This window comes from Deltaproteobacteria bacterium (assembly GCA_016875395.1).
In the GTDB taxonomy this organism is placed as follows: domain Bacteria; phylum Myxococcota_A; class UBA9160; order UBA9160; family UBA6930; genus VGRF01.
Window position 1 is genome coordinate 13,190 of sequence record VGRF01000030.1, and the last position, 12,786, is coordinate 25,975.

Genomic DNA, 12,786 nt, shown 5'->3' on the forward strand with positions numbered 1-12,786 from the left:
CGAGTCGAGCTCCGTCACTCTGGGGCGGACTCCGCGCGCACCGCGCACGCGGGGCACGGCAGTCGCTCGGCGTCCCGCAGCGAGTAGCAGTGAAGCGCGGGCGCAGCTTGCTGCTCGAGCATGAAGGCGGCGCCGCTCAGGTACTCGGGAAGCGGGAGCTGCGTGCAGAAGCGATCGCGCACGATCGGATGCGCCTCGGCGACGACGAAGCTCGCGCGGAAAGATTCGCCGCGGGCGCGCTGCAGCACGAAGAAGTGGCGCCCGTCGGGCGAAGCGGGCGCGTTCTCTCCGATGAAGAAGTGATCGCCGAGCGCCGCCGCCACGACTCGGCTGCCGAGGCGCTCGCCCTGCAGCACCGCGACCTGCTCCAGCGTGACGCGCCAAAGCTCCGCGCCCTCGTCGCGGCAGCCCTCGCAGCGCTGAAGCAGCGCGCCCGTGCGCACGCGCGCCGTCGGGATCGCGGTCGCGAGGATGACTTGGTTGCCGGTCGTCGTGGGCGTTTGCGGCGCAGCGCACGCCGCGGCGATCAGGGCGACGAAGAGAGCGCTGCGCTGCATCGGCTCTCGCCTGCCGCTACCCGTTCAGCAGCTTGCACGCCTCGTTCATGAACTCGATCGTCGAGCGCTCGTCCTGCGCGATCGTGCGCAGCAGCGACTGCGTCTCGGGGTCGTGGCCGAGGCGCGCTGCGATCTCGTAGATCGGCGCGAGCGCATTCTCGGCGTCGCCGTTCGCCTTCACGAACTCGAGCACCTTCGCGGCGTCGCCCTTCGCGCGATCCCCTAATGACCGCAGCGCCTTCTCCTGCACGTCCTGCGGCACCTCGCGCCGGCACTCGCCGCCGAGCTGCTTGATGCGCTCGGCGAGCAGGCGCGCGTGCATGCCCTCGCGCTGCTGCACCACGCGCAGGCCGCCCTTCACGCACGCGACATCGCTCGCGTCGATCCACACGCCGGTCGAGATCTCGCCGAAGGCTTCGCCGGCGCGGAACGCATCGAGGAAGCGGATCGTCTACTCGCGGCTCGCGGGCGCGCCCGCGCGCGCGGCCATCGCGTCCACGCGCTTGCCCAGCGAGGAGACCTCGCGGCGCAGCGTGGCGAGGGTGTGCTCGATGCGGGCCAGGGCGTCGGCGTCGGACATGGCGGCTCCCATTCATAGACGTGCATGGAGATGGGTACGGGCTCGAGCGGACGACTCTATCACGCGCGCTTTCGTGACTTTCGTCACGGCTCGCGTGCGACGCGCAGCACACGATCTGCCGTCGCGTTGCCGATCGCGAATATCGTGCGGAGCGGCGAAGTCCGTAACGAACAGCGACGATCAGGGTTCTGCTCCACAGGCTGAGGAGAAAGCCGATGCCGATTCTCGAAAGCAAGAAGCTCCGCAGCGCAGCGCTCGCGGCCTGGGCCGCATGCGCCGTGCTGCTCGCCTCCCTCCCCGCGAGCGCCGACCACGGCCGCCGCTACCGCGGCCATCGCGGGCCGAAGGTCTCCGTGATCGTCGGGCTCCCGCCGTTCGTGATCGCCGCGGGCCGCCCTGCTTACGGTTACTACGACCCGTACGACCGCCCCTATCGCGGCGGCCGGCGCTACGAGCGCGGCTACGAAGATGGCTACGAGGATGGCTACGACGACCGCGCGCGCGAAGAGTGGCGCCGGCGCGAGCGCGCTCGGCACCACCATCACCACGACGACTGCGACGACGGTTGGTACTAGGCAGGGCGGCGCGCGTCCGTGCTCCTCGCGCCTACGCCATCGCGCGGGTGTAGGTCGCCATGTCGAAGTAGTCGCGCCAGATCTTGATCTTGCCGTTCTGCATCTCGAACACGCCGGTGCACGGGAGATCGACGCCCTTGGCGCCGGCTTTCGTCCTGTCGACGCGCTCGGCGATCACGACGTCGCCCGTGCATAACAAGTGCACGATCTCCCAGCGCGTCTCCGTCCAGGTCGAGACGAAGCCGCGAATCAGCTTCTCGACGTTCGCGCGCCCGCCGACCGGCGGGCCCGGCATGTTGTGGTAGACGCCGTCCTCGGTGAAGTAGGCGGCCAGCTCGCTCGGGTCGAGCCGTGACCAGGCGGCGATGAACTCGCGGATGATTTTCTCGTTCTGCTGCATCGTGTGCTCCTTCAGTGTGCGGCCACAAAGGCCGCGATCAGATCGGCGACGTCGCGGCGCGCCGTCGCCGGCGTCTCGAGGTAGTGGTCGCCCGTGACCAGCTCGAGGCGTTTGTCGGCGGCGGCGAGGCCGTCGTGAATCGCGCGCGCGTCGCTCGGGAATACGCCCGTGTCGCCGAGGCTCTGCACTACGAGCGAGGGTACGCGGATGCGCGCGAGGTGCTTTTCCCCGCGGCACTGCGAGAAGCGCAGGCTCCACATGGAGAGCCACGTGCGCAGCGTGTTGGTGAGGCCGATGCCGCGCGGCGAGAAGTTCGCGGCCTTGGGGTCGCCGGCATAACAAGTCCCGACTTCGCGCTCGCTCGGGTCGATCGCGCCGTCCAGCAGCCGCAGGTCCGCCCAGGTGCGCGTCATGGTGAAGGCGCGCTCGCGCAGGCCGTGCTTGCGCAGGCGTTCGAGCTCGGCGAGCACCCAATCCGTGATGCGCTCGTTCCGCGCGACCTGCGCCGCGCGATAGCGCGCCTGGAACTCGGCGCTGTAGGGCGGCCCGTTCGCGGGGTCGTACATGTTCAGCGCGGGATCGACCGCGCTCGGGTCGTTCTCGTCCGTCACCGAGGGGTCCATCCACGCGCTGAGCACCTCGGGCCGCCCCGCGTGCGCGCACAGCGAGACATAGAGATCAGCGGGCGTGAGCGAGAGCACCGCATCGGGCAACGTGAGGCCGGGCGTCGGCGTGATGTTGGGCTCGGTGGCCTGCGATTGATAGGCCCCCATCAGCGAGCCGCCGCCGGAGTTGCCGAGGATCACGACGCGCTCGGCGCCGGCTGCTCTGCGCAGCCACTCGACGCCCGCGCCGATGTCGACGAGCGCATGCTCGAGAATGAAGAACGCCTCGTTACCGCGGAAGCGCGTGTTCCAGCCGAGAAATCCGAAGCCGCGCTCGGCGATGAGCTCGCCGAGATAGTGCTCCGAGAAGTCGACGTTGTAGTGCGTGGCGATGAACGCCGTCTTCGGGCGCGCGCCGCGCGGCGTGAAGTAGAGACCCTGACACGGGTTGAAGCCGGCGCCGTTGCGCACGGAGGTCGCCGAGGCGAGCGAGACGAACTCGCGCTGGACTCGCGGGTTCATCGCGCGCTCACAGCGGGTGCCCGTTGGCCTTGACGCCCTGCGCGTTCACCGGCGACTCGACGCTCGGGCTGCCCGCCTTCAGCGTGGCGCAGAACTCGAGCATGATGCCGTCGGGATCGAAGAAGTAGAACGAGCGCAGCCACGTCTTGTCCGTCAGCGCGCTCGCGGTGCGCTCGTCCTCTCCCGTGACGACGTCGTCGTGGTTCACGACCGGCGAGCAGTCGACGCCCTTCGCGACGAGCCGCTCGCGATACGCGTCGATCTCCTCGGGCGGAACGTCGAAGGCGACGTGGTTCATCGAGCCGTGCGCGGAGGAGATGTCGCCGCGGCCCGTGAGGGCGCCCGCCGACGCGACGCCGGGCGCGTGCGCTTTCGCGCCGCGGAACCAGAAGAACGCGAGCTCGTTGCCGCCGCCCATGTCGAAGAAGAAGTGCTGACCGAAGCCGCGCTCGAGATCGAAACCCTTCTTCAGCTTCATGCCGAGCACGGTCGTATAGAACTCGACCGTGCGCCGCATGTCGCTGCACACGAGTGCGAGGTGGTGCAGGCCGCCGTAACGAATGGGTCGCTCGCTCATCGCGCGCCTCCTCCGCTGCGCGAAGGCTACGCCGGCGCGCGATAGAGTTCGCGTCTTCGATCGAGGAAAACGCCGATGCCTTACGCCACAGGCCGAGTCATCCACGACGCCGACGCCCACGTGATGGAGACGCCGGATTGGCTGATCCCGCACGCCGATCCCGAAATCCGCCCGCGCGTCCCGATGCTCTACCTCGCGACGACGAAGCCCGGCGAGGACCGCCTGATCGACAAGCTCGCGCGCGAGCACCGCGACCCCGCGTATCGCGCGCGCGACGCGGAAGAGATCATGCTGCGCAAGAACTGGGCGGCGACTGGCTCGTTCATCAAGGAGGACCGCCCCGCGGCGCTCGACCTGCTCGGCTTCAAGAGCCAGCTGATGTTCAACACGTTCCAGAACTCGTACCTCAGCAACCTCGAGCAGGCGGCAGACCTCGACTTCGCGTACGGCGTCGCGCGCGCGCACAACCGCGCGATGGCGAGCTTCTGCAGCGTCGACGCGCGCCTGCTCGCCACCGCCTACGTGCCGCTCGCGGATTTTGCGCGCGCCCGCGCGATGGCGGAGGAAGCGCTCGCGCTCGGCGCGAAGGCGCTGCTGATCGCGTCGCGCTGTCCGCGCGATCACTCGCCGAGCCACGTCGGGCTCGACCCGCTCTGGGCCGTCGCCCAGGAAGCGCGGGTCCCCATTCTCTTCCACGTGGGCGGCGGCGCGCCGCTGTGCTCGCCGAAGTATTTCGAGAACGGGCTTCCACGCGAGAAAGACTTCCACGGCGGCGAGGAGAACTTCCAGAGCATCGACCACATGGCGATTCCGTATCCGCCGATGCAGCAGCTCTCGACGCTCATCCTCGACGGCGTGTTCGAGCGCTTCCCGCGCCTGATGTGGGGTGTGATCGAGCAAGGCGCGCTGTGGCTGCCCGGCTGGATGCGCGCGATGGACGCCGCGATCGACGCCTACGGGCGCCACGAGAATCGCCTGAAGCGCCTCACGCTGAAACCGAGTGAGTACGTGCGGCGGCAGCTGCGCGTGACGCCGTATCCGACCGAGGACGTGGGCTGGATCGCGCGCGAGGCGGGCGAGGAGACGGTGCTGTTCAGCAGCGACTACCCGCACGTCGAGGGCGGGCGCAATCCGCTGCGCCGCTTCGCTTCGACGACGCAGGGCCTCAGCGAGGCCGCGCTCGACCGCTTCTACCGCAAGAACTTCGCGGAGCTGCTGGGGCCGCACACGCCGAGCGAGGCTTGATCGCAAGCGCAGCGCGCAGCGAGCCCGAAGGCGAGCGGAGTCGTCGAGGAAAGAGATCGTGCGCTTCTGTCTCCCGCCGGGCGCCTAAGTAGCCGCCGCTCGAGAGATCCGTAGAACTGCGTCTCTCCGTGGGCGAATCCCAGGACGATTCAGCTGCCACATTCGGGCGTCCGGGGCTCTCTGCCCCGGAGGCGTCGGTAAGGCAGAAGGGCGCAGCGCGGTGAACGAAGCAGCCATTCCCCTCGCACTCGCCACAGGGGTCCTCGCGCTATTCGGTCTCGCCGCCTGGCGGCGCGCCCGAGGCGAGATCCACGAGCGGACGAACCAGCTCCTTTCGGTGGTGAACCATTCGCTCGATGGACTCCTCGTCGTGGGTCAGCGGAACTCGATCGAGTTCGTGAACGCGGGGCTCCTCCGACTCAGCGGTTTCAGCGAGGCGGAGTTGATCGGGCAACCCCTCGAGGCTCTCGTTCCGATCGGCGCACGAGACCCCCACGTGTACAAGGTCTCCGAGTTCCTCGCGCGTCCACACGTACGCCGCATGGGAGAAGGAAACGACGTCGTTTTGCGGCGCAAAGACGGCTCCGAGGTTCCGGTTCAGATCTCCCTTACCCCCGCCCGCGTACGAAACACGACTCAGGTCGTGGCGATCGTCCGGGACATCTCGAAAGAGCGGGCTCTCGAGGAGAAACTGCGCCGGCTCGCTTATTACGACACGCTGACCGGTCTTCCGAATCGCGCTCACTTTCAGCGCAAGCTGCAGCGGAGCATCGAGTCGACTCGCAGCCGGGGCCTCGAGATCGCCGTCCTGTTCATCGACCTCGACGGGTTCAAGACGATCAACGACTCGCTGGGGCACGAAGCCGGCGACCTCGTGCTGTGCACGGCGGCGGATCGGATGACGGCGAGCCTGCGATTGAACGACGCGCTGTCACGAGCCGAGTTCGGCGACGCGACGGAATCGTGCGTTTCCCGTCTCGGAGGAGACGAGTTCATCGTCCTCTTGGGTGGTATCCGCCGCGCGCAGGACGTTGCGTCCGTCGCCGACCGCCTCGTGAAGCGGCTCGGGGAGCCGATCTTGATCGACGGTCGGGAGGTGCGCATCGGCGCGAGCGTCGGAATTGCGCTGTACCCCAACGACGCCACCGACGCCGAGACGCTCCTCGTACGCGCCGACGAAGCGATGTATCAGGCGAAGGCGACCACCAGCGGGCTGCGATACCGGTTCGTCTGCGCCGAGGCGGACGATGGCAAGGCGACGGTCGATCGGCGCACGACGCGAGAAGGCGATCACAGGGAAGACTCTCAGGGTTCCACCGGCCGCTCGAGAACGCGCGAGCGGGTGAGATTGCTGGCGCCGAAGCGCTGACGTGCGGCGCACCGGAGTGCCTGAGTAGCTCGCTCCGGGGCACGACCCTCTCCAGGCCGGTCTAGCCCCCTCCTTCGAATCCCGCGCCGCGGATTCTGTGGTGGCACGTGTACTCGCGATACCGTCGCACCTCGTGTCCCCCCTCATCTCGAAGCTCACGCCCGCACTTCTCTCCCTAACAATTCTCGCCTGCGGCGAAGGCCCCGCCGGACCGCCCCAGTTCCCTCCGGTGCCCGTGCAGGTGATCGAGGCCGAGGCGCGCGTACTGCCGCGCACCGTGACGGCGGTGGGCTCGCTCGAGAGCCCGGAGATGACGACGGTGGCGAGCGAGATCGCGGGCACGGTGGAGGCGCTCACTGTGCCCGAGGGCAAAGAGATCGCCCCCGGCGTCGTGCTCGCGCGACTCGACGCGAAGACCGCGGCGGCGGCGCTCTCGGTGGCGCGGGCGCGGCTGAAGAACGCCGAGGATCGGCTCGCGCGGCTCGAGCCGCTGCGCGCGCAAGGTGTGGCCTCGCAGCAAGCCTACGACGACGCAAAGTCCGAGGCGGATGGCGCGATGGGTGCCTACACGGAGGCCGCGACGCGGCTCGCGAAACACACGATCCGCGCGCCGTTCGCGGGCACGGTCGGGCTCAAGCAGGCGAACGTGGGGCAGTACGTGCAGGCCGGCGCGCCGATCGTGGAGATCACCCCCGCGCACGCGCTCGAGCTTCACTTCGCGGTGCCGCAGCGCCACGTGTCCGAGCTCGCGGTAGGGCAGCGCGTCGAGGGCGTCGTCGGGCGCTGCGAGCTGCGCTTCGAGGGAGTTGTTACGGCGGTCGACCCGCGCGTCGACCCGCGCACGCGCATGGTCGGCCTACGCGCGGGCGTCACGAAGGCGCAGGGCGAGCTCGTGCCCGGCATGGCGGTGCGCGTGCGCCTCGTCGTCGCGGAGCTCGCGGGCGCGATCGTGCTGCCGCAGGAGGCGATCGTGCGGCAAGGCTCGAAGCACATCGTCTACGTGCTGAACGCGAAGAACGAGGCCGAGCAGCGCGAGGTCACGCTCGGCGAGTTCTTCCTCGATGGCGTGCACGTGGCGGCGGGCGTCGCCGCGGGCGACACGGTCGTGGTCGCGGGCCAGCAGAAGCTGCGCCCGGGAGCACCGGCGGCGCCAGGTCCGTGGGCGCCGGTCGTGAATCACAACGTCGAGATCGGGCGCTACGGCCCCGCGGACTGCGAGACACCGTGAGCGCGCTGATGGCGCGGCGATGTGCCCGCACGTCCCCGGTGCGCGCTCTCGTGCACGTGCGTCCCAGGTGCACGTCGTGAGGCTCTCCGACGTCAGCATCGAGCGGCCCGTCTTCGCGACGGTAATGAGCCTCCTGATCCTCGTCGCCGGCGCTGCCGCGTTCTTCTCGCTCCCGATCCGCGAGCTGCCCGACGTCGACAGCCCCGTCATCTCGATCACGACGCTCTACGTCGGCGCGAGCCCGGAGACGGTCGAAGCGAGCGTGACCGAGCCGCTCGAAGAGGTGCTCAACGGCATCGAGGGCATCCGCAACATCGACTCGCTCTCGGCGTTCGGGGTGTCCTCGATCAACGTGCACTTCACCGCCGACAAAGACGTCGACATCGCCGCGACCGACGTCTCGAACGCGATCCAGCGCGGCCTCGGCGATCTCCCGCAAGAAGCGGAGCGCCCGATCGTGCGCAAGTCGGGCGCGAACATGATGCCGATCATGTTCCTGAATGTGTTAGGCGAGAAGCAGTCGGCGGTGGATCGCACCGACGTCGCCGACCGGCTCGTGCAGACGCCGATGCAGCTCCTTCCCGGCGTCTCGCAGGCGATCCTCAGCGGCGAGCGCCGCTACGCGATGCGCATCTGGCTCGATCCCGCGCGCATGGCTGCGCTGCGCGTCGACCCGAGCGATGTCCGCCGCGCGCTGCAGGAGAGCAACCTGCAGCTGCCGGCCGGCGAGGTCGAGGCGGCGACGCGCAAGTTCATCATCAACGCCGATGCCAGGCTCGTGGAGCCGCGCGACTTCGAGGCGATCGTGATTCGCGAGGAGGGCGGCAACCCCGTCCGCATCCGCGACGTCGGCTGGGTCGAGCTCGGCAGCGAGAACTACCAGATGGTCACGCGCCACACCGCGCGCGACACGGTGGGCGTCGGCATCGTGCGCCACTCCAAGGCGAACGAGCTCGAAGTCTCGGCAGCGGTGCGCGCGAAGATCGAAGAGATCAGGCCGACGCTGCCCGAAGGCTTCGTGACCGAAGTCGCCGCCGACTGGACGACCTACGTGCGCGACTCGCTGCGCGAGGTCTCCTTCACGCTCTTCATCTCGTTCTGTGTCGTCGTGCTCGTGAACTTGATCTTCTTGCAGTCGAAGACGGCGACCTTCGTCGCGAGCGTCGCGATCCCGATCTCGCTGATCGGCACGTTCGCCGGCATGGCCGTGCTCGGCTTCTCGCTCAACATGCTCACCTTGTTGGGGCTCGTGCTCGCGATCGGGCTGGTCGTGGACGACGCGATCGTCGTGCTCGAGAACGTCTATCGCCGCCAAGAGCTGGGCGAGCCGATGCTGCTCGCCGCGCGGAACGGCGCGCGCGAGGTGGGCTTCCCGGTGCTCGCTACCACGGCCGCGCTCGTGGCGGTGATGGTTTCGCTCGCGTTCATGTCGGGCGACACGGGGCGTCTGTTCCGCGAGTTCGCGCTCGCCGTCGCGGTCGCGATCGTGATCTCCGCGTTCGTCGCGCTCTCGATCGTGCCGATGGTGTGCTCGCGCTGGCTGCGCGTGAAGCACCGCAGCGACGCCGTCTCGACCGCGATCAACTCGCGCATCGACGCCGTGCGCGACGCCTACGACCGCGTGCTCGGCTTCGCGCTCGCGCACCGCCACGGCGTCGCGATCGCGTTCGTGCTGCTGATCGCCGGCACCGGCGTGCTCTTCCGCCTGCTCCCGCAGACCTTCCTGCCCGTCGAGGATCGCGGCCGCTTCATCACCATGATCCGCGCACCCGAGGGCTCGACCGTCGCCTACACGCGCTCGGTGCTCGACAAGGTCGAGCAGGCGCTGCTCGCCGTGCCCGAGGTCGACACTTTCTTCGCGGCGATCGGCATCGGCTTCGGGACGCCGTCGTCGTCCGCGACCGGCATGGTCTTCACCTCGATGGACGAGTGGGACGAGCGCGAGCGCTCGCAGCAAGAAGTCGTGGCCGAGCTGTTCCCGAAGTTCATGTCGATTCCCGAAGCGCTCGTGTTCGTGTTCAGCCCGTCCTCGCTGCAGCGCCAGAGCAACGCCGATGTCGAGATCGCGATCACGAGCAGCGCGGCTTCGCTCGAAGAGTTCGCGCAGGTGATGGGCGGCATCGTCGGCCGAGCGCGGCAGGTGCCGGGCCTGATCAACGTCGACAGCGACCTGCGCCTCGCGAATCCACAGCTCGACATCGCGTTCGACCGCGACCGCGCCGCCGACCTCGGCGTGCCGATCGCGTCCGTGTCGCAGGCGCTCGCGCTGCTCGTCTCGCAGGGAAAGGCCGACGACTTCATCTTGCGCAACGAGCAGTACGACGTGGTCATGGCGCTCGAGTCGCCGTTCCGCAGCGTGCCCGAGCAATTAGGGCAGATTCACGTGCGCACGCGCGAGGGCGAGATGGTGCCGCTCAGCGCGATGATCGAGACGAAGCCGCACATCGGGCCGACGTTCCTCAATCACTACGACCTCCAGCGCTCCGCGACGGTGAGCGCGAACCTCGCGCCCGGCGCCGCGCTCGGCCCCGCGCTCAGCGCGGTGCAGCAGATCGTGCGCGAAGAGCTGCCGCAGGGCTTCGCGATGAAGCTGCGCGGCACCTCGCGCGAGTTCGCGGAGTCGGGCGCGGCGGTCTACGCCACCTTCGCGCTCGCGCTGCTCGTCATCTACCTCGTGCTCGCCGCGCAGCTCGAGAGCTTCCTGCACCCGTTCACCGTGCTGCTCTCGGTCCCGCTCGCGACGCTCGGCGCGCTCCTCTCGCTCTTCGCCACGGGCAACACGATCAACCTCTACAGCCAGATCGGGATCATCCTGCTGGTCGGCCTCGTCACGAAGAACGCGATCCTGCTCGTCGACTTCGCCAACCAAGAGCGCGCCCGCGGCGCCGAGCTGATCGAAGCGCTGCGCCGCGCCGGCCACACGCGCTTCCGTCCCATCGTGATGACGAGCGCCACCTCGATCCTCGGCGCCGTGCCGCTCGTGGTCCCACTCGGCCCCGGCCACGAGAGCCGCGCCGCGATCGGCACCGCCGTGATCGGCGGCCTGCTCTTCAGCACGCTCTTCACGCTCGTGATGATTCCCGTCTTCCACTTCGGCGTCGTGACGATCGCCGAGAAGCTCGGGCTGAAGACGATCCCGCCGAAGGTGGAGTTCGACGCGGAGCCGGTGGTCGTGCCGGGGGCGTGAGCGGGCGGCGTCTCGCGCTCGCCGCGCATGAACGTCACCAAGGAGACTCCGTGGACAAGGATCGCACGATCGCCGGCGCGGTCGGGAGTTCCGCAGCGCAGTCGACTACCAGCTTTCGATTTCGTTGGATCGAAAGAGCTTCATGCTCCTCATGCTCGATGATGGGGGCTTCGGGGGTTGGGCGGGCACGTGCGAGCCGGTAAAGCCCGATGCCGAGCCAGCGCCCTCGAAGGACTCACACCGCACCCGGCCCTAATCACTCCCCCCGCAGCAGCTCCGCCTCCACCCACGTCGCGAGCAGGCTCGCCGCGAACGCTGCGCCGGCTTCGTCGCTGCGCGCCTGCGCGGCGAGCGCGCACAGCTCGCCGAAGCGCACACCGCTCGCGGCGCGAGTGAGCAGCGCAAACTCTTCGGCGTCGCAGGCGCGGTGCAGCACGCGCTCGCTCTTGCGCCACACGAGCACGCTCTCGCGCGCGGGCGCGATCGCCTCGGTCGCGAGCGGCTGCTCCGCGTCATACGCAGCGCGCACTGCACGCGCCGGCCACGCGAGCTCGAGGAGCTGCGCGCCGGGCGTCAGCGCGAGCGCGAGCTCGGCCCACGCCTCGGGCGCGAGGTGCGCGAGATCGCTGCGCAGGAGCGGACGCGCGTCGGCGGCGTCGAAGGCGTCGGTCACCGCGAGCTCGAAGCGAGCGAGATCGGGCGCCCACGGCGCGCGCTCGCGCGTCTCGCGCGCGGCTTCGTGCTGCGCGAGGAACGCGGGGAAGCGCGCGCCGAGGTGGCGCAGCGAGAAGTGCTGCGACGGGTTCGCGCGCAGGTAGGCGGCGGCGAGCGGGTCGAGTGCTGCGCGGCCGAGGGCGCGTTCGAGCGCGGGGTAGTCGTCGCGCAGGACGCCCACGAGGCGCGACATGTAGGCGTAGCGGTAGACGTGGAGGCGCTCGGCGGCGCTCGCGCGAGCGTCGCCTAACAAGCGCGGCGTCTCGGCGGGCGCTTCGCGCTCGAGGAGCCAGCGCGCGAAGTCGCCCTGCAGCTGCGCGAGCGCGCTCACGCGGCCCTGCGCTGCGCGCGCTCGCCGCACACGCGCGCAACGATCTCTCGCGCGCGGTCGGCTTCGGAGACGACGCGCTCCCACGCGGGAATCTGCTCGTCCCACTCGATCAGCGTCGAGACGGGGCCGAGCTTCGCGAGGGCGCGTTCGTAGAGCGCCCACACCTCGTCGCGCACGGGGTGGTCGTGGGTGTCGATCAGCAGCGCGCCGTTCTCGCTCGGGCCCGCGAGGTGGATCTGGAAGACGCGCGCGGGATCGAGCGCGGCGACCGCGCGGTCCGCGTCGTCGCCGTGGTTGTGCGCGTTCACGTAGAAGTTGTTGAGGTCGAGCAGGATTCCGCAGTCGGCCTCGCGCGAGATCGCGGCGATGAACTCGCCTTCGCTCAGCGTGTCGCCGGTGAAGCGCACGTAGCTCGACACGTTCTCGATCGCGATGCGGCGGCCGAGGCGGTCTTGCACGGTGCGAATGCGCGCCGCGACGTGCCGCACCGCTTCCTCGGTGTGCGGAAGCGGGAGCAAGTCGTGCAGGTGCGCGTTGCCGTGCGCGGTCCAGCACGAGTGATCCGAGAGCCACGCGGGCTGGAAGCGCTCGGCGAGCGCGGCGAGCGCATCGAGATAGTCGCGGCGCAAGGGATCGCTCGCGCCGAGGTCGAGCGAGACGCCGTGCAGCACGAGCGGCCGGCGCTCGCGCATCTCGCCGAGGATTCGCAGCGGGCGTCCGCCAGGAATCATGAAGTTCTCGGAGATCGCCTCGAAGAAGTCCGCGCCCGAGGCGTCGCACGCCGCGATCTCCGGGTAGTGCTTCGGGCGCAGGCCGATGCCGACGCCCAGGTACGGCGCTTCGGGCGGGCGAGGCGGAAACGCGCCTCGCCCGCCGTCGGCGGGATTCGCAGCCGA

12 protein-coding genes are annotated in these 12,786 nt (G+C 69.5%); 5 read left to right on the plus strand and 7 right to left on the minus strand.

Going from position 1 to position 12,786, the window contains the following annotated elements; translation table 11 throughout:
* Nucleotides 1-14: 14 nt before the first annotated feature.
* A complete protein-coding gene (locus FJ091_18410) occupies nt 15-557 on the minus strand; it encodes a hypothetical protein (protein ID MBM4385330.1) in 543 nt (180 codons plus the stop codon).
* 16 nt (nt 558-573) lie between these two features.
* Nucleotides 574-948, minus strand: a complete 375-nt coding sequence (locus FJ091_18415) for a hypothetical protein (protein ID MBM4385331.1) — start codon at nt 946-948, stop codon at nt 574-576.
* Between the two features lie 404 nt (nt 949-1,352).
* On the opposite strand from FJ091_18415, the gene FJ091_18420 reads away from it, so the two are divergent.
* Nucleotides 1,353-1,712 carry a hypothetical protein gene (locus FJ091_18420; protein ID MBM4385332.1) on the plus strand — a complete coding sequence of 120 codons (360 nt, stop codon included), beginning with the start codon at nt 1,353-1,355 and terminating at the stop codon, nt 1,710-1,712.
* A 31-nt stretch (nt 1,713-1,743) separates the two neighbouring features.
* On the opposite strand, the gene FJ091_18425 is transcribed toward FJ091_18420, so the two are convergent.
* From FJ091_18425 to FJ091_18435, 3 genes are read right to left on the minus strand one after another with little or no spacing between them, the layout of a single operon-like run.
* On the minus strand, nt 1,744-2,112 hold the full coding sequence (locus FJ091_18425; protein ID MBM4385333.1) for a nuclear transport factor 2 family protein: 369 nt from the start codon (nt 2,110-2,112) through the stop codon (nt 1,744-1,746).
* 11 nt (nt 2,113-2,123) lie between these two features.
* On the minus strand, nt 2,124-3,239 hold the full coding sequence (locus FJ091_18430) for an alpha/beta hydrolase (GenBank protein MBM4385334.1): 1,116 nt from the start codon (nt 3,237-3,239) through the stop codon (nt 2,124-2,126).
* Between the two features lie 7 nt (nt 3,240-3,246).
* Nucleotides 3,247-3,816, minus strand: a complete 570-nt coding sequence (locus tag FJ091_18435; GenBank protein MBM4385335.1) for a VOC family protein — start codon at nt 3,814-3,816, stop codon at nt 3,247-3,249.
* Between the two features lie 75 nt (nt 3,817-3,891).
* On the opposite strand from FJ091_18435, the gene FJ091_18440 reads away from it, so the two are divergent.
* From FJ091_18440 to FJ091_18455, 4 genes are all read left to right on the plus strand, one after another.
* The gene (locus FJ091_18440; protein MBM4385336.1) at nt 3,892-5,061 is read left to right on the plus strand and encodes an amidohydrolase family protein; all 1,170 of its coding nucleotides are present in this window, start codon (nt 3,892-3,894) and stop codon (nt 5,059-5,061) included.
* 565 nt (nt 5,062-5,626) lie between these two features.
* Nucleotides 5,627-6,430: a GGDEF domain-containing protein gene (locus FJ091_18445; protein MBM4385337.1), complete on the plus strand. Its 804-nt coding sequence runs from the start codon at nt 5,627-5,629 to the stop codon at nt 6,428-6,430.
* Between the two features lie 133 nt (nt 6,431-6,563).
* Nucleotides 6,564-7,658: an efflux RND transporter periplasmic adaptor subunit gene (locus FJ091_18450; GenBank protein ID MBM4385338.1), complete on the plus strand. Its 1,095-nt coding sequence runs from the start codon at nt 6,564-6,566 to the stop codon at nt 7,656-7,658.
* Between the two features lie 76 nt (nt 7,659-7,734).
* Entirely contained in the window at nt 7,735-10,845 is a 3,111-nt protein-coding gene (locus FJ091_18455) for an efflux RND transporter permease subunit (protein ID MBM4385339.1), read from the plus strand.
* 256 nt (nt 10,846-11,101) lie between these two features.
* On the opposite strand, the gene FJ091_18460 is transcribed toward FJ091_18455, so the two are convergent.
* Together FJ091_18460 and FJ091_18465 are read right to left on the minus strand one after the other, a co-directional pair.
* Nucleotides 11,102-11,890 (minus strand): putative DNA-binding domain-containing protein, encoded by a 789-nt coding sequence (locus FJ091_18460; GenBank protein MBM4385340.1) that lies wholly within the window; start codon nt 11,888-11,890, stop codon nt 11,102-11,104.
* The gene (locus FJ091_18465) at nt 11,887-12,720 is read right to left on the minus strand and encodes a DUF692 domain-containing protein (protein ID MBM4385341.1); all 834 of its coding nucleotides are present in this window, start codon (nt 12,718-12,720) and stop codon (nt 11,887-11,889) included. Before FJ091_18465 ends, FJ091_18460 begins: the two co-directional genes overlap by 4 nt.
* Between the last annotated feature and the right edge of the window lie 66 nt (nt 12,721-12,786).

Coding starts and splice junctions, on each gene's coding strand:
- FJ091_18410 (MBM4385330.1), bottom strand. CDS start 557: ATGCAGCGCAGCGCTCTCTTCGTCGCCCTGATCGCCGCGGCGTGCGCT.
- FJ091_18425 (MBM4385333.1), bottom strand. CDS start 2,112: ATGCAGCAGAACGAGAAAATCATCCGCGAGTTCATCGCCGCCTGGTCA.
- FJ091_18420 (MBM4385332.1), top strand. CDS start 1,353: ATGCCGATTCTCGAAAGCAAGAAGCTCCGCAGCGCAGCGCTCGCGGCC.
- FJ091_18430 (MBM4385334.1), bottom strand. CDS start 3,239: ATGAACCCGCGAGTCCAGCGCGAGTTCGTCTCGCTCGCCTCGGCGACC.
- FJ091_18435 (MBM4385335.1), bottom strand. CDS start 3,816: ATGAGCGAGCGACCCATTCGTTACGGCGGCCTGCACCACCTCGCACTC.
- FJ091_18440 (MBM4385336.1), top strand. CDS start 3,892: ATGCCTTACGCCACAGGCCGAGTCATCCACGACGCCGACGCCCACGTG.